Source organism: Streptomyces sp. col6 (assembly GCF_008042035.1).
Taxonomy (GTDB): domain Bacteria; phylum Actinomycetota; class Actinomycetes; order Streptomycetales; family Streptomycetaceae; genus Streptomyces.
Map to the genome: position 1 here is coordinate 41,470 of NZ_RDBL01000014.1, position 26,180 is coordinate 67,649.

Below are 26,180 nucleotides of genomic sequence, written 5' to 3' on the forward strand. Positions count from 1 at the left end.
CCGCATGAAACTCAGCGACGAGGAAGGGCGAGCCGTACGGGCCGCCATGGCGGGCGAAGTGCGGCTGCTCGACCCGGCGGTGCGAGCGTCGCCCGAGGCGGTCACGGAACTGCTCGACCCGGAGTTCACCGAATTCGGCGCGTCCGGGCGCCGCTACGACCGGGCCTCCGTCCTCGCCGTCACCTCCGCCGTCGACGACGAGAGCGACCCGGACCAGGGCCTCGCCATGGACCTGTCCGGGGTACTGCTGGCTCCGGACCTGGTCCACCTCACGTACGTCACCGTGCGCGACGGACAGCTGTTCAGGCGCAGTTCGCTGTGGCGCCGGACGGACGGGCGGTGGCGGATGTACTTCCATCAGGGCACTCCGGCCGGCCCGGTGGGAGCCGCCGGAGAATAACTTGCGGGCGCCCCGGGGAAACGTTCCGTAGCCTCACCGGATGACGTCCTCGTACCCCCGTAAACCCCGGCCCGGCGACCGCGTCGCCGTGCTCTCCCCGTCCTCCGGCCTGCCCGGCATCCTCCCGCTGCCCTACGAACTGGGACTGCGCAGGCTCCGCGAGGACTTCGGACTGGAGCCGGTGGAGTACCCCGGCACCCGGACGATGGGCTCCACCCCGCAGGAGCGCGCCGCCGACCTCCACGCGGCGTTCGCCGACCCGGAGATCAAGGCCGTCATAGCCAGCATCGGCGGCGACGACCAGATCACCGTGCTGCCCCACCTGGACCGGGACCTGCTGCGGGCCAACCCCAAGCCGTTCTTCGGCTACAGCGACAACACCAACCTGCTGGTGTTCCTCGACAACCTCGGCATCGTCGGCTACCACGGCGGTTCGGTCATGGTCGAGTTCGGCCGGCCCGGCGCACTGCACCCGCAGACGGCCGAGTCCCTGCGCGCCGCGCTCTTCATCCACGGCGAGTACGAGCTGAGCCCGGCGAAGGAGAGCGGCAGTGTCAACCGGCCCTGGGAGGACCCGCGCACCTTCGACGACGAGCCCGAGCTGCTCCCCGCCGACGGCTGGACCTGGCACAACGCCGACCGGACCGTCGAAGGGGCGAGCTGGGGCGGCAACCTGGAGATCCTGGCCTGGATGCTGATGGCCGACCGGGAGATCCTGCCCCCGGAGGCGTACGAGGGCCGGGTGCTGTTCCTGGAGACCTCCGAGGAGATGCCCGGTGCCGACGAGGTGTACCGCATCCTGCGCAATATGGGGGAGCGGGGACTGCTGCGGCGCTTCCCGGCCCTGCTGATGGCGCGCGCCAAGAACTGGTCCTTCGAGCAGCCGCTCGACGCCGATGCCGGTGCGCTGTACGGGCGGCAGCAGCGGGAGGCGGTGCTGCGGGCCCTCGCGGAGTACGCCCCCGACACCATGGCCGTCTTCGACGTCGACTGTGGCCACACGGACCCGCAGGTGATCATTCCGTTCGGCGGCCGGATCCGGGTGGACGGTACGGCCCGCCGTATCACCGTCACCTACTGAGCCGATCACCTGCCAAGTCGTGGGACTCCTCGTTTGTGGTCCGACCACATGGCGTGTGTGACATAGTCGGGATGTACGCATACGCCCGAACGGGGAGTGGAGAAGCGGATGCCTGTCGAGTGGCAGCCCGTGCGGCAGGCCCGGACCCATGAACTCGTGCTCCAGAGCATCGAGGAGCAGGTCTTTGCCGGGAAGCTGAGGGCCGGGGACCGGCTGCCGCCCGAGCGCGAGCTCGCCCCCGTGTTCGGGGTGAGCCGGTCCGCGCTCCGGGAGGCGCTGCGGGTGCTGGAGACGATCGGCGTGCTGGTCGCGCAGCCCGGCCGGGGGCACGACTCCGGGGCCCGGATCGTGCGCAACCCCGACGACGCGCTCGGCCGGCTGCTGCGCCTGCACTTCGCCCTCGGCAGCTACAGCCTCCACGATGTGATGGAGGCCCGGGTCGCCCTGGAGCGCTCCAGCTTCGCGGCCGCCGCGGAGCACGCGTCCGACGAGGACCTGGACGCGGCGGGTGCCGTGGTCCACCGGATGTCGCGGGAGGGCATCGGGCCGGAGGAGTTCAACGAGCTCGACACGCAGTTCCACGTCAAGGTGGCGACCAGCTCGGGCAATGCGCTCACCTCCACCCTGACCGCCGCCGTGCGGGAGTCCGTACGGCCCCTCATCCTGCGGGCCCTCGAAGAGGTGGACGACTGGCCCGCGACGCAGGCCCGGCTGAACGCCGAGCACACGGAGATGCTGAGGCTGGTGCGCACCGGTCACGGCGAGGAGGCGGCCGACCTCGCCGAGAGCCACATCCGCGGCTTCCACGGCACGCTGGTCGACGAGGACCGGACCGACGCCGGCGGGGGCGCCGAGTAGCGGCCCCCGCCGCAGTACACGGTCGCCGCTACGGCAGCATCCATGAGAGCGCCGACGTGGACTGGAGGTAGACCAGGACACAGAGGACGGCCAGCATGGCCACGCTGTATCCGGCGACCTTGCGCAGCAGGATGCGTTCCGAGCCCGGCATCGCGACCGCGGTGGCGGCGATGGTCAGGTTCTGCGGGCTCACCAGCTTGGCGACCACACCGCCGGAGGTATTCGCGGCGACGAGCAGGGTCGGGTCGATGCCGGCGGTCTGACCCGCCGTCTGCTGGAGGTTGGCGAACAGCGCGTTGGCCGAGGTGTCGGAACCGGTCACGGCGGTGCCCAGCCAGCCGAGCACCGGCGAGAGCAGGGCGAAGAGACCGCCCGCCGTCGCCAGCCAGGTGCCGATGGCAACGGTCTGACCGGACTGGTTCATCACGTAGCTCAGCGCGAGCACCGTGGCGACCGTCGCGATGGCGGTCCGCATGTTCTTCAGGGTCCGGCCCGCCGCCGAGAGCGCCATGCCACCGGTCATCGGATAGACGTCGCGGTCCTTGGCGAAGCGGTAGATCAGCGTGACCAGGATGCCCGAGAGGATCAGCAGGGTGCCCGGGTTGCCCAGGACCTCCAGCGTGTAGACCGCACTGGACGACGGCGTACCGCTGGTGGTGAGTAGTTCGCCGTGGAGGCCCGGCCACTCGATCTTCAGGTTGGCGTGGCCCAGCACGTCGGGCATGTCGAGACCGCCCACGTTCAGCTTGGCGATGCCGAAGATCGCGATGACCAGGATGTACGGCAGGACGGCGTAGGTGACGCGGTGCCGGGTGAGCGGCTCGTTCTCCACCTGGGAGCGCTGGTCGTCTGGGGTGCGCGGCGTCCAGAAGCGCAGCATCAGCACGGCGACACCGAATCCGACGAGCGAGGCGACCACGTCGGTCAGCTCGTACGCGAAGTGGTTGGCGCACCAGAACTGGGTCAGGGCGAAGACACCACCGGTGACCAGCGCGATCGGCCACAGCTGACGGATGCCCCGGGTGCCGTCCACGACGAACAGCAGCAGCAGCGGCACGAAGATCGCGAGCAGGGGCGACTGGCGGCCGATGACCGAGGCGATGTCCTCGGCGGGGATGCCGGTGAGGTTGCCCGCGGTGGTGACGGGGATGGCCATGGCGCCGAACGCGACCGGCGCGGTGTTGGCGAGGAGTACGGTGACCGCCGCCTTGACCGGGGGCAGGCCGAGGGCCAGCAGCATCACGGCCGTGATGGCGACGGGCGCGCCGAAGCCGGCCAGCGCCTCCAGCAGGCCGCCGAAGCAGAACGCGATGAGCATCGCCTGCACGCGCAGGTCGCCCCGGCCGACGGCGCTGAACGACCGGCGGAGGTCCTCGAACCGGCCGCTGACGACCGTGAGTTCGTAGAACCAGATGGCCGCGACGACGATCAGCATCACCGGGAACAGGCCGAAGACAAGCCCCTGGGACGCCGAGAGCAGCCCCAGGCCGACCGGCATCCCGAACCCGGTCACCGCGACGAGCAGAGCCGTGACGACCGAGCCCAGCGCGGACACCAGCGCCGAGCGCTTGGCAGCCATCAGGAGCACGAAGAACACGGCGAGCGGGATCAGGCTCACCAGGGCGGTCGCCAGGAGGCTGCCCCCGATGGCGTGAACGTCCGGCGTGTACGAAGCCGGCACGGTGGCGGGTGGTGCGGAAGCCACGGAATTACTCCTCGCTGAGTGACGCAGCTGATTCAGCGATCAGTAGGACACCGTAGATGTCGTATGTCAATAAGGTCGGACCAAATGCTGGCCAGCTCACTTCTCGCCCCGGGTGGCTGCGGGGCGCGCGTGCGCCCCCTGCCCCAATCGGCCGGAGGGTAGTATGGTCGGACCACAACTTGCGATCGGGGAGGTCCCATGCGTATCGGACTCTTCGCCACCTGTCTGGGAGACACGCTCTTCCCCGAGGCGGTGAAATCCACCGCGGTGCTGCTGGCCCGCCTGGGCCACGACGTGGTGTTCCCGCCGGGCCAGACCTGCTGCGGCCAGATGCACGTCAACACCGGATACCAGCGCGAGCCGGTCCCGCTGGTGCGCAACTTCGCCGAGCAGTTCGGTGACGCCTCCATCGACGCCGTCGTCATGCCGTCGGGCTCCTGCGCCGGCTCGGTCCGCCATCAGCACGAGCTTGTCGCCGAGCGGTACGGCGACGCCGCCCTGCGCGCCGGCGTCGCCACCGTCAAGGCGAAGACGTACGAACTCTCCGAGCTGCTGGTCGACGTGCTGGACGTGACCGAAGTCGGCGCCTACTTCCCGCACCGGGTCACGTACCACCCCACCTGCCACTCGCTGCGCATGCTCCGCGTCGGCGACAAGCCCCTGCGGCTGCTGCGGGCCGTCGACTCGATCGACCTCGTCGAGCTGCCCGAGGCGGACTCCTGCTGCGGGTTCGGCGGCACCTTCGCCGTGAAGAACGCCGATACCTCCACGGCGATGCTCCAGGACAAGATGCGCAACGTCACCGCCACCGGCGCCGCCGTGTGCACCGCGGGCGACTCGTCCTGTCTGATGCACATCGGCGGCGGGCTCTCCCGCATCAAGGCCGGTACGCGCACCCTGCACCTGGCCCAGATCCTCTCCTCCACCCGCACCTCGCCGCACGTTCTGACGGAGGCCGCCCGATGAGCGCGACGTTTCTCGGCATGCCCGCGACCCCGCCGCGCTCCCCGTACGGCACGGGCAACCTGCGCGGCGACCGGAAGTTCCCCGCCGCCGCCCACGACGAACTGCGCAACGAGCAGCTGCGCAGCAACCTGGGCCGCGCCACGCGCACCATCCGCGCCAAGCGCCTGCACGTCACCGGCGAACTGCCCGACTGGGAGCAGCTGCGCGACGCCGGGTCGGCCATCAAGACCGACACCATGAACCGGCTCCCCGAACTCCTGGAGGAGCTGGAGCGCAACGTCATCGCGCGCGGCGGCACCGTCCACTGGGCGCGCGACGGCGTCGAGGCCAACGAGATCGTCGCCCGGCTGGTCCGGGAGACCGGCAGCGACGAGGTCATCAAGGTCAAGTCGATGGCCACCCAGGAGATCGGTCTCAACGAGCACCTGGAATCCCTCGGCATCACCGCGCACGAGACCGACCTCGCCGAGCTGATCGTGCAGCTCGCCCACGACAAGCCCTCGCACATCCTGGTCCCCGCGATCCACCGCAACCGGGACGAGATCCGGGAGATCTTCCTCAAGGAGATCCCGGGCGTCGACCCGTCCCTGGACAACGTCCCCGCGCACCTGGCCGCCGCCGCCCGCGCCTACCTGCGCGAGAAGTTCATGACCACCAAGGTGGCCGTGTCCGGGGCCAACTTCGGTGTCGCCGAGACCGGCACACTCTCCGTCGTCGAGTCCGAGGGCAACGGCCGGATGTGTCTGACCCTCCCCGACACCCTCATCACCGTCATGGGCATCGAGAAGGTCCTCCCGCGCTACCAGGACCTGGAGGTCTTCCTCCAGCTCCTGCCGCGCTCCTCCACGGGCGAGCGGATGAACCCGTACACCTCGATGTGGACCGGTGTCACTCCCGGGGACGGACCGCAGACTTTCCACCTGGTCCTTCTCGACAACGGCCGGACCGCGGCCCTCGCGGACCGCATCGGCCGCGAGGCGCTCAACTGCATCCGCTGCTCGGCCTGCCTCAATGTCTGCCCGGTGTACGAGCGGGCCGGAGGCCACGCCTACGGATCCACGTATCCCGGACCGATCGGGGCCGTGCTCACCCCGCAGCTCGCGGGTATGCACGCCGCCAAGGACGACCCCAACAGCTCGCTGCCGTACGCCTCCAGCCTCTGCGGCGCCTGCTTCGACGCCTGCCCCGTCAAGATCGACATCCCGTCGCTGCTGGTCGAGCTGCGCCACCAGCACACCGACCAGTCCGGCACCACGGCCGAGAAGCTGGCGATGAAGGCGGCGGGCGCGGTGATGAGCCGGCCCAAGGTGTACACGGCCGCGCAGAAGGCCTCGCGGCTCGGCCGGGTCCTGGCCCGGGACGGAAAGCTCCCCCCGCTGCCGCCCCCGCTCAACGGCTGGAGCGACAGCCGCGACACCCCCGCCCCGCCGAAGCAGACCTTCCGCGCCTGGCTCGCCTCGTCCGAGGGCGCGGCGGCCATGCGCGAGGCGTCCGCCGAGCACACCCGCGACCAGCAGCAGGAGGACGGCAAGTGACGACCGCCCGTGAGACCGTGCTCGGCCGCATCCGGGACGCGCTCGCCCTCGCACCCGCCGGCGACACCCCGGTACCGCGCGCCTACCGCACCGGACGCACCCTCCCCGACGAGGAACGCCTCGCGCTGTTCACCGACCGCCTCGTCGACTACAAGGCGCGGGTCCACCCCTGCACCGCCGACCGGACCGCCGAGGTCGTCGCCGAAGTGCTGCGGGAGCAGGGCGCCGCGCGGATCGGTGTGCCCCGGGGGCTCGATCCGCGGTGGCTGACCGCGTACGACGGCGAGGTGCGGCAGGACTCGGCCGGCATTCCGGCGCCGCGCCTGGACGCCCTCGACGGCGTTGTCACCGCCTCGGCGGTCAGCTGCGCCGAGACCGGCACCATCTTCCTGGACGGCTCGCCCGACCAGGGGCGCCGGGCGCTCTCCCTGGTGCCCGACCTCCATGTGTGCGTCGTCGATCTGTCGAGCGTGGAGGTGGGCGTACCGGAGGCGGTGGCCCGGCTGGTGCCGGAGCGCCCCACCACCCTGATCAGCGGTCCCTCGGCCACCTCCGACATCGAACTGGAACGGGTCGAGGGGGTCCACGGCCCGCGCACGCTGGCCGTCGTCATCCGCACGGACGTATAGAGGCGCACGACGCGCGCGGCCCCTGCGGACAGCTGTCCGCAGGGGCCGCGCGCGTCGGTGAGGGCTTCAGATGATGCCCTCCTCGATCTCCGCCTGCTCGCGCGCGTTCCCGTACGCCGACGGCGTGCCGTACGAGCGTCGCGCGACGAACCACCAGACGGTGGCCAGGACCAGCACCGCGACCAGGGCGATCGACGCGTAGTTCATCGAGTCGATGGTCACCGGGGACGACTGCGGCAGCAGGAACAGCACGGTCACGATCGCCACCCACACCACGGCGATCCAGCCGACCGGCTTCGACCAGCGGCCCAGGTGCCACGGCCCGCGCTGGAACCGGCTTCCCGCGCGCAGCTTCAGGAAGATCGGTATCGCGTACGCGGGCGTGATGCCGATGACGTTGATCGCGGTCACCGCGCCGTACGCGGTCGCCGAATACAGCGACGGCAGGGCGAGCACCCCGGCGACGATCACCGACAGCCACACGGCGGGCACCGGTGTCTGGGTCCGGGCGCTGACCTTGCGCCAGAGCGAGGAGCCGGGAAGCGCGTTGTCCCGGCTGAAGGCGAACACCATCCGGCTGGCGGCGGCCACCTCGGCGTTGCCGCAGAACAGCTGCGCCGCGATCACGATGAGCAGCATCGCCGTGGCGCCCGAGGTGCCGAGCGCGTCGATCAGGATCTGGGCGGGCGGCACACCGGTGGCGCTCTTCTGCGTACCCACGTAGTCCTGGATGGCGAAGGTGAGTCCCGCGAGCAGCACGAAGCCGGCCACCCACGACACCCAGATCGCCCGGACGATGCCGCGCGCCGCCGACACCGACGCGTTCGAGGTCTCCTCCGACAGGTGCGCGGAGGCGTCGTAGCCGCAGAACGTGTACTGGGCGAGGAGCAGCCCGATCGCCGCCACGTACAACGGGTTGTGCCAGCCGGTGTCGTTGACGAACTCGGTGAAGACGAACGAGGGCGACTGGTGGTGCGAGGGCACGATCGCCAGGACGGAGACGATCACCGCGACACCGGCCAGGTGCCACCACACGCTGATGGAGTTGAGGATGCTGACGAGCCGCACACCGAACAGGTTGAGCACGGCGTGCAGCAGCAGGATGCAGGCGAAGATGATCATCGTCTTGCCGGGGGTGGGGGTGAAGCCCCACTGGAGGTTCATCAGCGCGCCCGTGAACAGCGCGGCGCCGTAGTCGATGCCCGCGATGGCGCCGAGCAGCCCGAGCAGATTCAGCCAGCCGGTGTACCAGCCCCACTTCCGGCCGCCGAGCCGGTCCGCCATGTAGTACAGCGCCCCGGACGTCGGGTAAGCGCTCGTCACCTCCGCCAGGGCCATGCCGACGCAGAGCACGAACAGGCCGACCCCGGCCCAGCCCCACAGCATCACGGCCGGCCCGCCCGTCGACATGCCGAACCCGTACAGGGTCATGCACCCGGACAGGATCGAGATGACGGAGAAGCTGATGGCGAAGTTGCCGAACCCGCCCATGCGGCGGGCCAGGACCGGTTGGTAGCCGAGTTCGCGGAGCCGTTGCTCCTCGTCCTTCGGCGCGGGGGTCTCGGCACCCTTCCGGGGCGAGGCGGACACGGACATGGGGATCCTCCTGGGGGGTGGGTGGACACGAACGAAAGAGGGCGGCCGGGGGGCCTGTTCAGCCCGGGTCGGCCGCCAGCGCGCGGGCGCGGGCGCGCACGAACACTTCCTCGGCGCCGCCGGGGTCGTCCGGCGTACGGGAGCGGCTGGCCCAGGGCAGCGAGGTGAAGTACGGGCCCAGCTCCCTGAACACCGCGGCGGCCTCCACGAATCGGAGCGCCCCCCACAGCGCGTGCGCCAGGTGGTTGAGGTCGGGCAAGGCGCGGGTGGCGGCGGGGGCGCGCCGGTACCAGATCTCCAGTGCGCGCAGGGCCTCGCGCTCCGCGTCCTCGGTGACCCAGTGCAGGTCGAGGGCCTTGTCGTGGTCGTGCTCACGGCGGTAGCGCTCGACCCGTACGTACAGCGGGAGCACATGGAGGGCGGAGCCCTCGGGGGCCGTGGAGGACGCCCACTGGACGAAGTTGACCGCCTCGGAGAGCACGCTGCCGGCCTTGCGGGCGTACACGAACTGCAGCATCCGGTGGTAGGCCTCGCGGTTGTGCGGGTCGCGCCGGTCGGCCTCGGCCAGCAGCCCCCAGGGGGCGGGGAAGAGCATCGGTCCGGGCGGCGGCAGCCGGTGCTCGGCGAGGTGCTGGTCCTGGTCGAGCTGGGACAGGGCCAGCAGGCACACCCAGGGCACCGGGTCGGCCGGCGCGGCGTGGGCCGCTGACCGGCAGGCCTCCCAGGCCTCCTGCCAGAGTTCCCGGCCGCTGGGGTGCCCCGCGCGGTTGGCCCGTACCGCCCGCTCCACAGCGACCCGGGCGTGCATGACGAGGGCGGCGGCGCTCCCCGGTTCCTCGGTCAGCCAGGCCCGTACCGCGTCCGATCCCGCGGCGACCGCGCCGAGCACCTGGGTGCGCTGGGTCCACAGCGCCCAGTCCGGGGTGGCGGCCAGCAGGTCGCGCATGGCGAGCCAGCGGCCGGTGCGTAAGTCCTGTAACGCCGCTCGCAGTTCATTGTCGTGGCCGGCCGGATGGTAGACCGGCCGGAATTCACCGTTGGCCATGGACGCGCTCGGGACTGGCTGCTGAATTCATCGATCCTCAGGAGTATTGCTGCGGAGAAACTGTTGAAGTGCGAACTGCTTATCTGCGTCCGGTTGCTGCTCGGCGGTGAGTGTAGAGCCCTTTGCGCGGAACTCTCGAACGAATCATTGATTCTCCCCAAGTCGCTTGTCATTGACTCGTGTTGATGCTGCACAGAAGGCTTCGAAAGGTTCCGGACACATGGCCTGGCAACGCTTGACGTATCCGCTGGGCTGCACCACTCTGGGTGGCCGCGACCGAAGATCACGATTCCGTTCAGGCCCCAGGGCCCGCGTACCGCTGGAGAACCGATGACAGGCCCGGTGCTGGCGATCGACCAGGGCACATCGGGAACCAAAGCACTGGTGATCTGCCCCGAGCGAGGCGTGATCGGTTCCGGTTCCGCCCCCGTGCGGCCCCGGTACGGTCCCGCCGGAGCCGTGGAGACGGACCCGGCCGAATTACTCGCATCGGTCGTCGAAGCCGGGCAAAGGGCGCTGGCCGAATCGGGCGCCACCGTCGATGCCGTCGGGCTCGCCAACCAGGGCGAGACCGTACTCGCCTGGGACCCGGACACCGGGCGCCCGCTCACACCGGCGATCGTCTGGCAGGACCGCCGCGCCGTCGGCCTGTGCGCGGAACTCGCGGACCGCGGCGACGAGTTGAAACAGCTCACCGGGCTTCCCGTCGACCCGTACTTCGCCGCCCCGAAAATGGCGTGGATCCGCCGCGAACTGACCCGGGAAGGCGTCGTCACCACCAGCGACGCCTGGCTCGTCCACCAGCTCACCGGCGCCTTCGTCACGGACGCCGCGACCGCCGGACGCACCCAGCTCCTCGACTTGGACCGCGTCGCCTGGTCGCCGGCCGCACTGGACGTCTACGGCCTCGGCGACGAGCGGCTGCCGGACGTGGTCGACGCCGCCGGTGACTTCGGCACGACGGGCGCGTTCGGCGGCGGGCTCCCGCTCACCGGCCTCCTCGTCGACCAGCAGGCGGCCCTGCTCGCCCAGAGCGCCCTCGACCCGTCCGTCGCCAAGTGCACCTACGGGACGGGTGCGTTCCTCCTCGCCGGTACGGGCGCGACACCCTGCCGGGGCGCCGGCGGACTCGTCAGCTGCGTGGCCTGGCGGCTCGGCGGGCACACCAGCTACTGCCTGGACGGCCAGGTCTACACGGCGGCCTCCGCGGTGCGCTGGCTCACCGACCTCGGGGTGATCTCCGGGGCCGCCGACCTCGACCCGGTCGGCGCCACCGTCCCCGACGCCGGCGGCGTCACCTTCGTCCCCGCGCTCGCCGGCCTCGCCGCCCCCTGGTGGCGCGGCGACCTGCGCGGCTCGGTCACCGGACTCGGCCTGGACACCTCGGCCGGCCACCTGGTGCGCGCCCTGTGCGAGGGGATCGCCGCCCAGGTCGTCGAGCTGGCCGACGCGGTCGCCGCCGACCGGGGCGCGCCGCTGTCCGTCCTGCGCGTCGACGGCGGTCTGACCCGCTCCGCCCTCCTCATGCAGACCCAGGCCGACCTGCTGCAACGCCCCGTCGAGGTGTCCGCACTGCCCGATGTCACCGCGCTCGGCGTCGGTGCGGTGGCCCGCATGGGCGCCGACCCCGCACTCCCGCTCGACCGGGCCGTCCCCGACTGGAAACCGGCCGCCGTCTACGAACCCCGTATCGGTCCTGCCGAGGCGGCCGACCGCCTCGGCGTGTTCCGCGCGGCGGTGCGCACCCTGCTGGAGCGGTCGTGAGCCCCGCGTGGTAGCCGCGACGACACCCACCGTCACCCGGGCCGGACACCCGCTGCCCGAAGGTCCGCCGTACGACGTCACCGTCATCGGCGCCGGGGTCGTCGGCACCGCCCTCGCCCGCGAACTGGCCCGCCACCCCCTGCGTACCGCCCTCGTCGAGGCCACCGACGACATCGCCAACGGCACCTCCAAGGCCAACACCGCGATCCTGCACACCGGCTTCGACGCCGTCCCCGGCACCCTGGAGGCCCGCCTCGTCCGCGAGGGGCAGCGGCTGCTCTCCGGATACGCCGCCCGCACGGGCATCCCCGTCGAACGCGTCGGCGCCCTCCTCGTCGCCTGGGACCGCGAACAACTCGACGCCCTGCCCGCCCTGCTGGCCAAGGCCGAACGCAACGGCTACCACGCGGCCCGGCTGCTCGACGCCGAGGAGACCGCGGCACGCGAACCCCACCTCGGTCCCGGTGCGCTCGGCGCCCTGGAGATCCCCGACGAAGCCGTCATCTGCCCCTGGACCACCCCGCTCGCCTACGCCACCGAGGCGGTCCGGGCCGGGGTCCACCTCCACCTGGACTGCCCCGTCCGGGACCTCACGTACGCCGACGGCCTGCACACCCTCACCACCGGCCGGGGCACCCTGCGCAGCCGGCTGCTGATCAACGCCGCCGGGCTGCACGCCGACGCGATCGACCGCCTGCTGGGCCTCGACACCTTCACCGTGCGCCCGCGCCGGGGTCAGCTCATCGTCTTCGACAAGCTCGCCCGCGACCTGGTCCACCACATCCTGCTGCCCGTGCCCACCGCCGCCGGCAAGGGCGTCCTGGTGGCACCGACCGTCTTCGGCAACGTCCTCCTCGGCCCCACCGCCGAGGACCTCGACGACAAGGACGCCACCGAGTCCACCGCCGAAGGGCTCGCCCTGCTGCGCGAGAACGGGCGCCGCATCATGCCCCGGCTGCTCGACGAGGAGGTCACCGCCGTCTACGCCGGTCTGCGGGCGGCCACCGGCCAGGAGGACTACCGGATCACGGCCCACCCGGACCGGCGCCTCATCACCGTCGGCGGCATCCGCTCCACCGGGCTCACCGCCTCCCTGGCCATCGCCGCGTACGTGGTCTCCCTCCTGCCCGACGCCGGACTGGACCCCGGGGAGCCCGCCGAACCGGCCCCGCTCACCATGCCGAACCTCGGCGAGTCGGCCGGCCGCCCGTATCTCGACGCCGAGTCGATCGCCCGCGACCCCGCCTACGGCACCGTGGTCTGCCACTGCGAACGCGTCACGGACGGCGAGATCCGCGACGCCTTCGCCTCGGTGCTCCCGCCCCGCTCGGCCGAAGGGCTCGCGCGCAGGACCCGCGCGGGCAACGGGCGCTGCCAGGGCTTCCACTGCGGGGCCGCGCTCCGGGCCCGCATCGAGGAGGCCTGCCCATGACCCGCCGCGAACGCCGCGTGGACGTCCTCGTCGTCGGCGCCGGACCGGCCGGACTCGCCGCGGCCGCGGGCCTCGCCGCCGCGGGTGTGCCGGACGTGGAGGTCCTGGAGCGCGACCAGGAGGCGGGCGGCATCCCCCGGCACTGCGCCCACGGCGGATTCGGAACGCGCCGGACCGGCGACCTCGACGGCCCCGCATACGCACGGCACTGCGCGGCCGAGGCCACGGAGGCCGGCGCCACCCTCCGTACCGGCGTCACCGTCACCGGCTGGGCGGGGCCCCGCACCCTCGACATCACCGGCCCCGGCGGCCTCGAACGCCTCACCGCCCGCGCCGTCGTCCTCGCCACCGGCGCCCGTGAACGCCCCCGCGCCGCGCGGCTCGTCCCCGGCACCCGGCCGGCCGGCGTCTACACCACCGGAGAACTCCAGCAGGCCGTCCACCTCCACCACCAGCACATCGGCACCCGCGCGGTGGTCGTCGGCGACGAGCCGGTCTCCCTCGCGGCGGCCGACACCCTGCGCACCGCCGGAGTCCACCTCATCGCCCGCGTCACGGAGCACCCGCCCCGCCCCTTCGCGACCCTGCGGCCGGCCGGGGGCGCGCCCCTGCTCACCCGGACCACCGTCACCGCCCTGACCGGCCGCCCCCGCCTCACGGGCGTCCGGGTGCGCCACGAGGACGGCCGTACCACCACACTGGCCTGCGACACCGTGGTGTTCACGGCCGACTGGATCCCGGACCACGAACTCGCCCGGCGCGGCGGCCTGCCCCTGGACCCCGGCACCGGGGGACCCGCCCACGACCCCGCGTACCGCACCGGGCGGCCGGGGGTCTTCGCCGTCGGGAACCTCCTGCACGGCGGGGAGAGCGCGGCCACCGCCGCCCGCGAGGGCCGAGCCGTCACGGGACCCGTACTGAGCCACCTGGCCGCCGGTGCCTGGCCGGCGGGCGGACCGCCCCTCACCGTCGCGGCACCGCTGGAATGGATCGCGCCCAACCTCACGGGGCCGCACGGCAGCCGCTTCCTGCTGCGGACGGGCCGGCGGCTGACGGCACCCCGCCTCGTCGTCAGCCAGGACGGGGCGCTGCTGCACCGCCGGCGCCTGGCACGCTCGGTTCCGCCCGGCAGTTCCTTCACCCTCACTGCCCGCTGGCTGGAGGGGGCCGACCCGGAGGGCGGCGCGGTGCGCATCCGGGTCGTGTGACTCCCGTACCGCTCAGGGAATGAGCAGCCAGTCCGAGCCGATCGCGGCGACGAGCCCGATGGCCAGCAGCCAGCTGCCCAGCCGGGTGCGGCCGTTCCGGCTCAGCTCGATCACGATCCCGCAGAGGATCAGCGCCAGCCCGTACACGCCGACCACCAGGACGGACGCGCGGCTCGCGAGCCGCAGCCCGAGCACCACGGCCATCGCCACCATCCCGGCCGAGGAGAGGGCGATGCGCAGTCGTCTCGCCTGGCGCGGGGTCAGCCGCCGCTCGCCGGTGTCCTCACCCTCCGCGAGGTCGTCCGCGAGGTCGTCCGTCATGTCCTCGGCCGTTGCCCCGGCCGTGTCCTCGCCCGGGTCTTCGGCTATCGGTGCGTCCGGGGCCCGGTCCTGGTCAGAAGTGCTCATGACGCCGGATCGTAATGGCTCCGCACCGACCTGTTCGCCGTTGTCAACCAACACCGTCGAAACCAGGCCGAGTTCGATGTCCCGGAATCAGCCCTCCCGGAGCCTCGGTGCCTCCGCGGCCGCGTCGACCGGCCCCGCGTCCGGACGCTCGACCCGCGCCGCCAGCTCCCGCGCCCAGCCGGCCAGCTCCCCGAGGCCCATCCCGTGCGTCTCACCCGCCCCGTACGCCTCCAAGGCCACCGCGCCCCGCCGCAGCAGCCGCGCACCGCCCGTCGCGTTGCCCCGGGCGGAGTGCGTCAGGCCCACGGCCAGCTGGGCCAGCCCGCGCCACAACTCCCGTTCCCCGTCCGGGCCGGACTTCCAGGCGTCCTCGAAGACCTCGTGCGCGTGGAACGGCATTCCCGCGTCCAGCAGCCGCTGCGCCTCCCGGACGGTCTCCCCGGGGGTGCGCTCGACGCCCTCCGGCTGCCGCTCCACCCCGGGCGCCCCGTACGGCAAGGGGCGTCCCAGCCCGTCACGGGGGCGCGCGTTGTGCGCCCGTCCCTCGGAATCGCGGTCCCTGCGTGTCTCGTTCACACCCCCGATTGTGCCCCGCACCTGCGGCGAACTGTCCGAACCCCTGTCCGTGGAACGCCGCGCGCGACTAGGCTCGACCACCATGGTCACCACTTTGGGGGAGGGTAGGCATGAAGCCGTCCCGGCCGCTTTATGAGCGCGAACCGGAACTCGCCACTGCCGCACAAGCCATCGACGCGCTCTGCGGGGCGCAGGCCACCGGCGGGCTGCTCATCTACAGCGGCGAGGCAGGCATCGGCAAGACCGCACTCCTGGACGAGATCCGGGCCATGGCGGCGGACCGGTGCACCATCTGGTCGGCGCGCGGCGGTGAGACGGTCACCTCGGTGCCGTTCCACGTCGTACGGCAGCTGCTCCAGCCCGCACTGAACCAGTTCCCGGCGGACGACGTACGGGCCCTGTTCGGCCCCTGGTTCGACATCACCGCCCCGGCCCTCGGCCTCGCCGAACCCTCCGGCCCGCAAACCGATCCGCAGGGTGTGCGCGACGGACTCGATCACGTCGTCAAGCGGCTCGCCTCCCGGCTGAGCCACCGCCCGCTGCTCCTCATCATCGACGACGCCCACTGGGCCGACGGCGAATCCCTCGCCTGGCTCTCCTCGTTCACCGCCCGCCTCGGCGACCTGCGCGTCCTCGTCGTCCAGGCCCACCGCCCCGAGGAACTCGCCGCCCGAGAGGCTGCGCGCAACGCGGCGGGCGGCCACCCCGCGCAGATCCGCGTCGCCCTGCGCGCCCTGACCCCCGACGCCACCGCCGAACTGGTCCGCGCCACCCTCGGCGAGCACGCCGACGACCCGTTCTGCCGCGAGGTGTGGGCCGTCACCGGCGGCAACCCGTACGAGGCGGTCGAGCTGGTCGCCAAGGTCCAGGACAAGGAACTGGTCCCGCTGGAGGAGTCCGCCGGGCTCCTGCGCGAACTCGGCGCCTCCGCCCGGGGCAGCGGCCTCGTCGCCCGCCTGGAACGGCTCGGCACCAACGCCAACCGCTTCGCGTGGGCGGCCGCCGTCCTCGGCACCGACATCTCCCAGGACCTCGCCGCGACCCTGGCCGGGATGAGTTCCGCCGAGGCGGCGGACTGCACCGCCCGGCTGCGCGAGGCCCGTATCGTCAGCGGCTTCGACCCGCTGGAGTTCGTGCACCCGCTGATCGCCTCGGCCTTTTACCGCTCCATCCCGCCCGCGACCCGCACCGCCATGCACGGGCGGGCCGCCTGGGCCATCACCAACGCCGGGCTCGGCCCCGCCGCGGCCTCCCGCCACCTGCTCGAAGTGCACCCGGACGACGACCAGGAACTCGTCCAGCAACTGCGGGCCGCCGCCAAGCAGCACCTCGCCGTCGGCGCGCCCGAGGCCGCCCGGCGCTGCCTGGAGCGCGCGCTCGACGAGCCGCCGCGCCACGACGTGCGCGCCACCCTGCTGTACGAACTGGGCTGCGCGACGCTGCTCAGCTCCCCGGCGACCACCGTGCAGCACCTGCGGGCCGCCCTGGACATGCCCGGCCTCGCCGACGAGCTGCGGGTCGACGCCACGTTCCGGCTCGCCGCCGCGCTGTCCCACAACAACCAGCTCAAGGAGGCGGCCCTGGCCCTCGCGGCCGAGGCCGAACGCACGGCGCCGGGGCCTGGCCTGATGCGGCTGCAGGCCGCCCACTTCCTCTGGGAGGGCATGCAGGCCACCGAGGAGGACGGACCGGGGCGCTCGCGCCGGCTGGCCGCCAACGCCGACCATCTCACCGGCCGGGACAACGCCGAACGCGCCCTGCTCACCCTGCGCGCATTCGACGCCATGCTCCGCGGCGAGAACGCCGAGGTCATCGTCGACCTCTGCGAGCGCGCCCTCGTCGACGGCCACCCCGCGCGCGGACTCGGCTGGACCGACGCCGAATGGGGCTTTGAGCTCCCCACCCTGCTCGGCATCACCTACGCCTTCACGGACCGGCTCGACCGGGCCGAGGAGCTCTTCGGCGAAGCCGTCCGCGCCTTCGAGATCTCCGGCTGGAGCGGCGCCCACCTGGCGTTCGCCCACACCCTGCTCGGCCTGGTCCACCGCCGCCGGGGCCGTCTCGCCGAGGCGGAGGGCTTCCTGCGCGAGGGACTGCGCCTCGCGGACCGCGTCGGCAGCGGACTCCCCGTCCACTGGGACGCGGCCTGCCTGCTCATCGACACCCTGCTGGCCAGGGGCCGGGTCCCCGAGGCCCGCAAGGTCGCAGACCAGTACGACTTCGGTCTGCCGTACCCGAGTGCCATGGTGCTGCCGGACGCGCCGTGCGTCCGGGGCCGCCTGCTCCTGGCCGAAGGCCGTACGAAGGAAGCCGTCACCGAGCTGGAGGCCGCCGGGCGGTCGCTGGAACCGCGCGGCAGGTTCAACGGCATCTGGGGCCCCTGGGCCGGCGACCTGGCACGCGCCCTGGCCGACGAGGACCCGGGCCGCGCCGCCCAGCTCGCCAACACCGCCCGGGTCCACGCGGAGCGGTTCGGCACGGAGACCGCCATAGGCGAGGCTCTGCGCTGCGTGGCCCTCTTCGCCCCGCAGGAGGAGGCCGTACACCTCCTGGGCGAGGCGGTCCGCCACCTGGAGGCGTCGCCCTCCGGCTACGAGTTCGCCCAGGCGCTCGTCGACTACGGCATCGCCATCCGCTCGCCCCGCGAACTGGCCAGGGCGCACAAACTGGCCACGGCCTGCGGTGCGGAAGGACTGGCCGCCCGCGCCCAGCAGGCACGCGCGTCGATCCGGTCCACCGAGTGAGGTAATGTTTGTCCTGCAGCCGCCGCCCGGCCCGACCGGGTGGAAGTGGCAGCGGGACGTGGCGCAGCTTGGTAGCGCACTTGACTGGGGGTCAAGGGGTCGCAGGTTCAAATCCTGTCGTCCCGACTGGAGACAGTCGCAGATCAGGGCCGGTATCGGAGACATCCGAGACCGGCCCTCGGTCGTTCCCGCGCGCCGGCCGGGCATCCCGCGCCGCTATTCTCGGTGCATGCGTGGACAGTTCACCGGCTGGCCCGAACAGGCCCTGGACGTGTTGTGGCAGCTCCAGGGCGAACCGGGCGCAGCGACCAGGGAGCGCTGCCGCGCGGACCGCGAACGCCTGGTCCGGCAGCCGATGATCGACCTGCTCAACGACGTCGCGGACAGCGATCCCCGGTACGAGGACTTCTCCGTCTGGCACTACCGCACCGGCTCCTGGTGGTGGCAGAACCAGAGCGCGGTGATCCGGCTCGGCCGCAAGGTCGAGATCGGTCTCCGGTTCTCCCTGGACGGCCTGCGGATCCAGGGAGCCTGGTGGTATCCCGACCCCGGCCAGGTGGATGCGTTCCGCAGGGCCGTGGCGTCCGAGGGGAGCGGCCGCGAACTGTCCGCGCTGGTCGAGGAGGTGCGGCGCAAGGGCTACGACGTCTCCGGGGACGTGATGAAGCGCCCGCCGCGCGGCTATCCGGCGGACCACGCCCGTGCGGAACTGCTGCGCCACCGTTCGCTGATCGCGGCCCGTTCACTCGGCTGCGAGGAGTGGCTGCACACTCCTGAAGCGGTCGGGCACGTACGGTCGGCCGCCGCCGACCTGGACGCTCTGCTGAGCTGGCTGGCCCGCCATGTCGGGCGGGCCGCCTGATGTCATGCCCCGCTGCCGGCCGACGTGGAGCGGCCGTACACCGGTGCGCCCGGGACCGTGGTCCCGGGCGCGGTGCGAGGAGGCGTCGGAGGATGCCTCAGACGCTCCAGATCTCCTTGATCGTCTTCACTTCGCCCTTGCCGTTGAGGGTGATCTCGTACACGTTGCCGAAGCAGCCGAAGGGCGGCTCCACCTTCGGGTAGTCCGTGGCACCGGCCTCCATGGCGTGGCAGCGGTCGATGTGCAGCGCCAGCTGTTCGTGGTCGACCTTCTTCCACTGGCCGGGGCCGTCCATCAGGGCCAGCCGGGCGTCGACGCTCTCGGGGAGCACGTAGTGCTTGGTCGGGTCGGTCTCGTCGGCCCCGTAGATCCAGTCGTTGGGCGTGCAGTGGGGCTTGGCCACCGCGGCCTCGAAGCCGGCCGCGTCACGCATCAACGTGATCTTCACCCGGGTGTGTCCGGCGGGCAGGACCGGGGGCTTGCCGCAGTCCCCGCCCTGTCCGTCGTCGTCGACGTCGTCGGTGGGTCCGTCGCTCGCGGTTCCGCCGGAGGCCGGTGCCCCGGAAGCCGTTGCCGACGGCGAGGCGCTGCTGTCGGAACCGCCGGTCGCGCCTTCGGCGCCGGTGTCCTCCGGGCCGCAGGCGGCGATGCCGCTCAGAGCGGCGAGCAGCGCGATCGCGCTGAGGGCGCGGCGAGTTGAAGTCATGTTCTTTGCCCCGTTTGAGATGGTTCAGTGAAGTGATCATGCGAGGTCCCAGGTCCCGGGAAGGGACTGGTGCTGTCGCATGGTGGGTGGGACGAGCATCGTCGCTCGGCGGACGTAGCGGCGCCGGACCCGCGTGGGCGGATCAACTGCATGACGGTGTCGCTCGCTGCCCCAGCGATGAGGATGCCAAGGGTCCGCGCGGAGAAGTCGGCATCGCGCGCAGGATTTCTTGACAGTGCGCGCAGTCATCCGGGGCACGCTCTTCGGCCGGGGCGGGACCGTCACACGCGCCCTGTGCTGTCCCTCGCTCCGCGCAGACACAGCGCTGCCCCGACAGGGACCGTCAGCATGCGCTGACGGCCTGCCGGGGCAGTACGTCCCGAGAGCGGGACGGGGCCCCGGGGTTCCGCGTCGGTGCAGCGGAACCCCGGGAGGGTGCTACTTCTGCCAGCCGATGAGCTCGGGGGCGCCCATGTTGCCGTAGTTGCCGTAGAACTGGGCGGCGCCGAAGTTGGCGAGGCCCTTCTTCACGGCCCAGATGGTGGGGCCGTTGTGGAGCGGCATGATGCCGTAGGTCTCCATGGCCTTCTTCTCGACCGCGTTACCAGCCTTGACCTGCTCGTCCAGGGTCGGCAGGTTGGTGACGGCCTTGGTCTCCTCGTCCAGGCTCTTCGGGACCGAGCGCGAGACGTTCAGCGTCGAGTCGGAGCAGTACATCTGGCAGATGTAGAGCATGCCGTTCGGGTCGCTGGAGATGAAGCCCATGCCGAAGATGTCGAAGGCGCGCTTGGTGAACACCTTGTTGAAGTCGGCGGACGGGTGCGCCTCGATGTTCACCTTGACGCCGATGTTCTTCATCATCTGGGCGATCGCGGTGGCACGGGCCTTGACGGTGGAGCTGTCACCGATGGTCGGGAAGCTCAGCTCCAGCTTCTTGCCGTCCTTGGCGCGGATGCCGTCCGAGCCGGCCTTCCAGCCAGCGGCGTCCAGCTCCTTCTTCGCGTTGTCGGCGTTGAACTTCACCAGGTCGCCGAAGGTGTCCTGGTACCCCTTCTGGAACGGGAAGAGGGTGAAGGAGCCGGGCAGGGGCTCGGTGTAGCCCATCCCCTGGAAGGTGATCTTCGCGAGCTGGGAGCGGTCGATGCCCTCCATCACGGCCTTGCGGACCGCGAGGTCCTTCAGCTGCGGCGAGGTGCTGTTGAAGACGAGGAGGTTGTTCGAGGTGGTCGTGCCGCGGCGCAGCTCGGTGCCCTTCACGCCCTTCACCTGGTTGAGCTCCTCGGCGTTGGCCGCCGAGACCCCGTCGATCTGGCCGTTCTTGAACGCGTTGATGCTGGCGCTCGATTCCATCTGGACGAAGGTGAGCTCGTCCAGGTGTGCCTTCTCGCCCCACCACTTCGGGTTGGGCTTGTAGGTGACGGTGCCACCCTTGGCGTCGAACTTGGCGATGGTGTACGGACCGGCGCCCCACTCGGCGTGCGGCTTGCTCACGTATGCCTTGTTGAAGTCCGCGGCCTTGGCGATGTGCGGGTTGACCAGCTGGTAGAAGAGGGACTTCCAGTAGACGAAGCTGCCCTTGTAGGTGACGACCGCCTGCTTGGCGTCCTTGCCCTGCTTCACACCGGTGATGCTGGAGTAACCGTCGGTCGAACCGACGTTGTACGCCTTGTCCTTGCCGTTCTGCGCGTTCCAGGTGTCACGGAACGCGGTCCAGTCGATGTCCTGGCCGTCGTTCCACTTGGCCTTCGGGTTGATGGTGTACGTGACCTGGGTGTTGCCACCCACCGTCTCCTGCTTGACGTCGGTCAGGTAGTCCTTGTTGAAGGTGATGTTGCCCTTCGGGTCATTGAAGGACAGCTGCGGCATGTAGAACCAGGCCAGCTTCGACGTGTACAGCGACCCGTCACCATTCAGCGGGTTCAGCTGGTCGGGGATCTCCACGATGGGGAGCGTCAGCTTGCCGCCCTGCTTCAGGTTGCTCGCAGGCTGCGGGTTGTACGAGGTCAGGACGTCCTTCTCCGCGGTGGCGCCCTTCGACTTCGGCTCCTTGGAGTCGTTGGAGTCGCTGCTGCACCCGGTGAGGACGAGAGACGAGGCGGCGGCGAGCACCACCAGGCTCAGAGAGATCTTTCTCATGACGGCCTTGGCCTTTCTGGCTGGGTTAGTTGTCGACAGACGTGGTCGTGCCCGCGAAGTGGCATGCGTCGCGGTGGTCCGGGTCGCCCCTGTCGGTGAGCAGGGGGGTGACCCCGCGACACCGTTCCTTCTGGGGCTCCGACAGCGTGGTGTGGAGTGGGCACCTGGAGACGAACCGGCAGCCCGGCGTCTCGTCGGTGGGACTGGGAAGGTCGCCCTCCAGGAGGACGCGTTCCCGCGTGCGCTCCGCCACCGGGTCGGGCAGCGGGATCGCGGAGAGGAGTGCCTGTGTGTACGGGTGCCTGGGGTTGTCGAAGACGGCGTCAGTGGCGCCGATCTCGACGATCCGGCCCAGGTACATCACCGCCACCCGGTCGGAGATGTGGCACACCACCGACAGGTCGTGGGCGACGAAGAGGTAGGACAGGCCCAGCTCGGCCTTGAGGTCGTTGAGCAGGTTGATGACACCGGCCTGTACCGACACGTCGAGCGCCGACACCGGCTCGTCGAGGACCAGCAGCTGGGGTTTGGTGGAGAGCGCCCGCGCGATGCCGATGCGCTGCCGCTGCCCGCCCGAGAAGGCCGAGGGGAAGCGGTCGCGGTGCTCGGGGTCGAGCCCCACCAGCTCCATGAGATCCGCGACCTTGGTGGTGAGCACCTTCTTGTCGCGTTCGCCGATCGCGCGCAGGGGCTCCGCGAGGATGTCGAAGACCGTCATGCGGGGGTCGAGCGCGCCCATGGGGTCCTGGAACACCATCTGGATGCCGCGGCGGACGGCGTTGATGTCCTGCTTCCGCTTCAGGCCGGCCGTGTCCTGGCCGCAGACCGAGATGCTGCCCTGCTCCGGCGGCTTCAGCCCCATGATCTCCAGCAGGGTGGTGGTCTTGCCGCACCCCGACTCGCCGACCAGCCCGAGCGTCTCGCCCTCGCGGATGTCCAGGTCGATGCCGTTGACGGCGAAGACCGTGCCCACCTTGCGCTTGAGCAGGCCGCCCTTGGTCAGGGGGAAGGTCTTGGTGACCCCGGAGAGCTCCAGGACCTTGGGACGGTCCTCACGGGGGACCTCCGCGGCGCGGTCCTCCCGCACGGCGGGGACGGGGAAGATCGGCTCGCCGCCGATGGCGCCGTCCTCGATCTCCCCGGCGCGCCGGCAGGCGGCGGTGTGCGTGGCACCGGTGCCGGCCCCGCCGATGGTCAGCAGCAGCGGCTCGGCCTCCCGGCAGGCGTCCTCGACCGCGGGGCAGCGCGCCGCGAAGGGACAGGCGTCGGGCAGGTTCACCAGCAGCGGGGGAGTGCCCGGAACCGGGGTCAGGGCCTCCCGGTCGCGGTCGTCCAGGCGGGGGATCGCGCCCATCAGACCGATGGTGTACGGCATCCGGGGCTGCGCGAAGAGCTCGTCCACCCCGGCGTGTTCGACGGGGCGTCCGGCGTACATCACCATGACGTCGTCGGCGGAGCCGGCCACCACCCCGAGGTCGTGGGTGATCATGATGACCGCGGCGCCGGTCTCCCGCTGGGCCGTCTTGAGGACGTCCAGGATCTGCGCCTGCACGGTGACGTCCAGGGCGGTCGTCGGTTCGTCGGCGATGATCAGGTCGGGGTCGTTCGCGATGGCCATGGCGATCACGGCCCGCTGGCGCATACCGCCCGAGAACTCGTGCGGGAATCCCTTGGCCCGGCGGTCCGGGTTGGGGATGCCGACCAGGTCGAGCAGCTCGACGGCCCGCTTCCAGGCGGCCGCGGACGAGATGTCCTGGTGGATCTGGAGGGACTCGACGATCTGGGCACCGATGCTGAAGATCGGGGTGAGCGACGAGAGCGGGTCCTGGAAGATCATGCCGATCTGCCGGCCGCGGACCTTGGACATCCTGCGGTCGTCCAGGTCGAGGAGGTTCTTCCCGTCGAGCATGATCTCGCCGGTGACCGACGCGTACTCGGGAAGCAGCCCCATGACGGCCATCGACGTGACGGACTTGCCGGAACCCGACTCGCCCACGATGCCGAGGGTCTTGCCGCGGTGCAGGTCGAAGGAGACACCGCGTACGGCGTCCACCCGGCCGGCCTCCGAGGGGAAGGCGACCTTCAGGTCACGCACGGACAGCAGGGCCCGCTGCGTGCCGGGCTCGTTAGTGACAGCGCGCTGCTCGATCATGCGCGGCCTCCAGACTGCGATGTGGGGTCCAGGGCGTCGCGCAGACCGTCACCGATGAGGGCCATGGCCACGGTGAGCAGGACCACCAGGGCCGCCGGCATGTAGAACAGCCAGGGAGCGGTGGACAGGGTGTTCTGCCCGTCGGCCAGCATGGAGCCGAGGGACACGTCGGGCTGCTTGACGCCGAACCCGATGAAGGAGAGTGCCGTCTCGGACTGCACGGTCGAGGCGACACCGAGGGTGAACGTCACGATCAGCAGGGAGCCGATGTTGGGCACCAGGTGGCGGACGATGGTCCGGAGCGCGCCGACGCCCATGAAGCGGGCCGCCATCACGTACTCGCGCTCGCGCAGGGACGTGGCCAGGGACCAGATAACCCGGGCGGTCAGCATCCAGCCGAACAGCGTGAGCACCACGACCAGGATCTTCCACTCACCGCGGTAGTGCGTACCGACCAGCGCGATGATGAGGAACGAGGGCAGGATGAGCAGGAAGTGCACGAAGCCGAGCATCGCTCGCTCGATCTTGCCGCCGAAGTAGGCGGCGGTGGTACCGAACAGACCGGCGATGGCCGTGGTCAGGAGCGACACGGTCACGGCGATGATCAGCGACCTGCCGAGGCCGTGCACGAGCTGGGCGTAGACGTCGTTGCCCGCGCTGTTGGTGCCCAGGAGGTGGCCGTCGACCCCGGGGGCGACGGAGAGGGCGGCGAAGTCCGCCTCCTCGTAGTTCCAGTGGGTCAGGTACCGGCCGAACACGGAGAAGAGCACCAGCAGGACGAACAGGATCATTCCGCCGAGCGCGGGCTTGTTGCGCGCGAAGCGGCGCACGTAGAGCCTGGTCGGGGACAGGCGCTTGCCGCCGGTCGTACCGGGCTCCAGGACTTCGGCGATCTCCGGGGCCTCTTCGGGGGCGGTTCCGGCGCCGGGCATGTTGATGGCCACGTCAGCTCACCCTGATCCTGGGGTCGAGGGCCACGACGACGAGGTCGGCCAGGATCGCGCCGATGGCCGTCATGAGGGCGCCGAAGGCCGCGACGGCGACGGCACCGTGCACATCGTTCGTGCTGATGGTCTTGGTGAAGTACTCACCCATGCCGTGCCACGCGAAGACCGTTTCCGTGATGACCGCGCCGGTGAAGAGGGCGGGCATCGCGAAGGCGACCTGGGTGGCGACGGGAATGATCGAAGTCCGCAGTCCGTGCCGGTAGATGGCCTGCTTCCGGGTCAGCCCCTTGGACCGTGCGGTGCGCACGTAGTCGGAGTTGATGTTGTCCAGCAGCAGTGAGCGCTGCAACAGGTGGTATCCGGCGTACGAGATGAAGGTCAGCGAAATCGTGGGAAGGATCGCGTGCATCACTCTCGACCCCAGAACCGGCCAGAACCCGGCGACTTCGGGGCTCTGTGCTCCGGCGACGGGCAGCAGCGTGTTGCCGAGGGACTGGTTGAGCCAGATGGCCGCGAGCACCACGCCCAGCGAGGCCACGGCGGAGGGCGTGTTGAAGGAGATCACGGAGATGCCCTGCCACACGCGGTCGCCGGCCTTGTACTGGCGCGAGGCGGTGTACACACCCAGCCCGACGCCGATGACGATGGACAGGATCGTCGAGGCGATGACCAGCTGGCCGCTGACGAAGATCCGGTAGGCGACCTGGTCGTTGACACTGCCCCCGGTCGGCGACTGACCCCAGTCGAAATGGGTCACGATCCCGGAGATCCAGTCCCACCACCGATCCATGATCGGTTTGTCCGGATTGAGATTGAATTGCGCCAGTGATCGGTTGATCTGAGCTGGAGTTCGAGGCGGTCGCAACGCGGTGTAGTTCGACGCGGGCTTAAGAAATGCATTGGCGAGGAAGTACGTCAGGTTGGTTGCGACTGCGATCATCAAAAACCAGCCGACTGCTTTGCGGGCGATATAACGCAGCACTGTGAGCCGACCTTTCTTCAAAGTGGGGCCCGCAGATCCGGTGGGTGACTGGACGCTTGGCCGCGTTGACCGGGCACCGGGTTGCGAGCGCTCGGACAGGACGTGCGGACTCTCGGGGTCAGAAAATGGGTGGTGCGAAGGCATCCCGATGAGGGAGGCTGCTGTGTGCCGGCGGTGCTGCACGGGCAGATGGAGCAGGTGTGGGCAGAGCGCCGGGCATGAAGCGACAACCTTGCGTCGGAATGAGCCGATTCGTAGCGGCTGCCCGATTCGGCAGCGCCTGTGCTGACGATTCCAACTGCCCGTGATCACGTCAAGGTTGGCCAGGTCGCGATACGGTTAAGTCGAAGCCGCATACCGGACATCCGGCGCATAAATTCTCAACGCCGTGGTGGACGCGCGGAGAGTGGCGGTGCGCCCGATCGCCATAAGGTGCATAGGCCACCTT

The 26,180-nt window shown here is 70.9% G+C and carries 21 protein-coding genes and 1 tRNA gene; 12 read left to right on the forward strand and 10 right to left on the reverse strand.

Going from position 1 to position 26,180, the window contains the following annotated elements; translation table 11 throughout:
- Nucleotides 1-4: 4 nt before the first annotated feature.
- The 3 genes from EAO73_RS23975 (at nucleotide 5) to EAO73_RS23985 (ending at nucleotide 2,339) form a co-directional block, all read left to right on the forward strand.
- Nucleotides 5-400 (forward strand): DUF4440 domain-containing protein, encoded by a 396-nt coding sequence (locus tag EAO73_RS23975; protein ID WP_147973644.1) that lies wholly within the window; start codon nucleotides 5-7, stop codon nucleotides 398-400.
- 40 nt (nucleotides 401-440) lie between these two features.
- Nucleotides 441-1,481, forward strand: a complete 1,041-nt coding sequence (locus tag EAO73_RS23980) for a S66 peptidase family protein (protein WP_147973645.1) — start codon at nucleotides 441-443, stop codon at nucleotides 1,479-1,481.
- A 108-nt stretch (nucleotides 1,482-1,589) separates the two neighbouring features.
- Nucleotides 1,590-2,339: a FadR/GntR family transcriptional regulator gene (locus EAO73_RS23985; RefSeq protein WP_147973646.1), complete on the forward strand. Its 750-nt coding sequence runs from the start codon at nucleotides 1,590-1,592 to the stop codon at nucleotides 2,337-2,339.
- Between the two features lie 28 nt (nucleotides 2,340-2,367).
- Here the strand turns inward: EAO73_RS23985 and EAO73_RS23990 are convergent, their stop codons facing one another.
- Nucleotides 2,368-4,044 (reverse strand): L-lactate permease, encoded by a 1,677-nt coding sequence (locus EAO73_RS23990; protein WP_147973647.1) that lies wholly within the window; start codon nucleotides 4,042-4,044, stop codon nucleotides 2,368-2,370.
- 198 nt (nucleotides 4,045-4,242) lie between these two features.
- On the opposite strand from EAO73_RS23990, the gene EAO73_RS23995 reads away from it, so the two are divergent.
- The 3 genes from EAO73_RS23995 to EAO73_RS24005 are packed head-to-tail and all read left to right on the forward strand — an operon-like array spanning nucleotide 4,243 to nucleotide 7,174.
- On the forward strand, nucleotides 4,243-5,010 hold the full coding sequence (locus EAO73_RS23995) for a (Fe-S)-binding protein (protein ID WP_147973648.1): 768 nt from the start codon (nucleotides 4,243-4,245) through the stop codon (nucleotides 5,008-5,010).
- Nucleotides 5,007-6,545, forward strand: a complete 1,539-nt coding sequence (locus EAO73_RS24000; protein ID WP_147973649.1) for a LutB/LldF family L-lactate oxidation iron-sulfur protein — start codon at nucleotides 5,007-5,009, stop codon at nucleotides 6,543-6,545. Before EAO73_RS23995 ends, EAO73_RS24000 begins: the two co-directional genes overlap by 4 nt.
- A complete protein-coding gene (locus EAO73_RS24005) occupies nucleotides 6,542-7,174 on the forward strand; it encodes a LutC/YkgG family protein (protein ID WP_147973650.1) in 633 nt (210 codons plus the stop codon). Before EAO73_RS24000 ends, EAO73_RS24005 begins: the two co-directional genes overlap by 4 nt.
- Nucleotides 7,175-7,240: 66 nt before the next feature.
- Here EAO73_RS24005 and EAO73_RS24010 read toward each other — a convergent pair whose 3' ends face one another.
- Entirely contained in the window at nucleotides 7,241-8,770 is a 1,530-nt protein-coding gene (locus EAO73_RS24010) for an amino acid permease (protein WP_147973651.1), read from the reverse strand.
- A gap of 58 nt (nucleotides 8,771-8,828) precedes the next feature.
- Nucleotides 8,829-9,815 (reverse strand): hypothetical protein, encoded by a 987-nt coding sequence (locus tag EAO73_RS24015; protein ID WP_147973652.1) that lies wholly within the window; start codon nucleotides 9,813-9,815, stop codon nucleotides 8,829-8,831.
- Nucleotides 9,816-10,145: 330 nt separating this feature from the next.
- On the opposite strand from EAO73_RS24015, the gene EAO73_RS24020 reads away from it, so the two are divergent.
- Genes EAO73_RS24020 through EAO73_RS24030 form a run of 3 tightly spaced genes read left to right on the forward strand, consistent with a single transcriptional unit; the run spans nucleotide 10,146 to nucleotide 14,219 of the window.
- Nucleotides 10,146-11,579, forward strand: a complete 1,434-nt coding sequence (locus EAO73_RS24020; protein ID WP_147973653.1) for an FGGY family carbohydrate kinase — start codon at nucleotides 10,146-10,148, stop codon at nucleotides 11,577-11,579.
- 7 nt (nucleotides 11,580-11,586) lie between these two features.
- Nucleotides 11,587-13,011, forward strand: coding sequence for an NAD(P)/FAD-dependent oxidoreductase (locus EAO73_RS24025; RefSeq protein WP_147973654.1), 1,425 nt, complete (start codon nucleotides 11,587-11,589; stop codon nucleotides 13,009-13,011).
- Nucleotides 13,008-14,219 (forward strand): NAD(P)/FAD-dependent oxidoreductase, encoded by a 1,212-nt coding sequence (locus EAO73_RS24030; RefSeq protein WP_147973655.1) that lies wholly within the window; start codon nucleotides 13,008-13,010, stop codon nucleotides 14,217-14,219. Before EAO73_RS24025 ends, EAO73_RS24030 begins: the two co-directional genes overlap by 4 nt.
- Before the next feature lie 12 nt (nucleotides 14,220-14,231).
- On the opposite strand, the gene EAO73_RS24035 is transcribed toward EAO73_RS24030, so the two are convergent.
- Both EAO73_RS24035 and EAO73_RS24040 read right to left on the reverse strand, forming a co-directional pair.
- A complete protein-coding gene (locus tag EAO73_RS24035; RefSeq protein ID WP_147973656.1) occupies nucleotides 14,232-14,627 on the reverse strand; it encodes a hypothetical protein in 396 nt (131 codons plus the stop codon).
- A gap of 87 nt (nucleotides 14,628-14,714) precedes the next feature.
- A complete protein-coding gene (locus EAO73_RS24040; RefSeq protein ID WP_147973657.1) occupies nucleotides 14,715-15,203 on the reverse strand; it encodes a DUF309 domain-containing protein in 489 nt (162 codons plus the stop codon).
- Nucleotides 15,204-15,313: 110 nt separating this feature from the next.
- Between EAO73_RS24040 and EAO73_RS24045 the strand changes: the two genes are divergently transcribed.
- The 3 genes from EAO73_RS24045 to EAO73_RS24055 all read left to right on the forward strand — a co-directional run bounded on the left by EAO73_RS24045 (nucleotide 15,314) and on the right by EAO73_RS24055 (nucleotide 18,809).
- Entirely contained in the window at nucleotides 15,314-17,947 is a 2,634-nt protein-coding gene (locus tag EAO73_RS24045) for an ATP-binding protein (protein ID WP_147973658.1), read from the forward strand.
- A 52-nt stretch (nucleotides 17,948-17,999) separates the two neighbouring features.
- Nucleotides 18,000-18,073 (forward strand) — tRNA-Pro (locus tag EAO73_RS24050).
- A gap of 103 nt (nucleotides 18,074-18,176) precedes the next feature.
- Complete coding sequence (locus EAO73_RS24055) at nucleotides 18,177-18,809, forward strand: DUF2461 family protein (protein ID WP_147973659.1); 633 nt, start codon at nucleotides 18,177-18,179, stop codon at nucleotides 18,807-18,809.
- Between the two features lie 97 nt (nucleotides 18,810-18,906).
- Here the strand turns inward: EAO73_RS24055 and EAO73_RS24060 are convergent, their stop codons facing one another.
- The 5 genes from EAO73_RS24060 to EAO73_RS24080 all read right to left on the reverse strand — a co-directional run bounded on the left by EAO73_RS24060 (nucleotide 18,907) and on the right by EAO73_RS24080 (nucleotide 25,732).
- Nucleotides 18,907-19,515, reverse strand: coding sequence for a hypothetical protein (locus EAO73_RS24060; protein ID WP_147973660.1), 609 nt, complete (start codon nucleotides 19,513-19,515; stop codon nucleotides 18,907-18,909).
- 438 nt (nucleotides 19,516-19,953) lie between these two features.
- Nucleotides 19,954-21,651 carry an ABC transporter family substrate-binding protein gene (locus EAO73_RS24065; protein ID WP_224756425.1) on the reverse strand — a complete coding sequence of 566 codons (1,698 nt, stop codon included), beginning with the start codon at nucleotides 21,649-21,651 and terminating at the stop codon, nucleotides 19,954-19,956.
- 25 nt (nucleotides 21,652-21,676) lie between these two features.
- Nucleotides 21,677-23,803, reverse strand: coding sequence for an ABC transporter ATP-binding protein (locus EAO73_RS24070; protein WP_147973661.1), 2,127 nt, complete (start codon nucleotides 23,801-23,803; stop codon nucleotides 21,677-21,679).
- Nucleotides 23,800-24,747, reverse strand: a complete 948-nt coding sequence (locus EAO73_RS24075; RefSeq protein ID WP_147973662.1) for an ABC transporter permease — start codon at nucleotides 24,745-24,747, stop codon at nucleotides 23,800-23,802. Before EAO73_RS24075 ends, EAO73_RS24070 begins: the two co-directional genes overlap by 4 nt.
- Nucleotide 24,748: 1 nt before the next feature.
- The gene (locus EAO73_RS24080; RefSeq protein WP_147973663.1) at nucleotides 24,749-25,732 is read right to left on the reverse strand and encodes an ABC transporter permease; all 984 of its coding nucleotides are present in this window, start codon (nucleotides 25,730-25,732) and stop codon (nucleotides 24,749-24,751) included.
- Nucleotides 25,733-26,180: the final 448 nt, after the last annotated feature.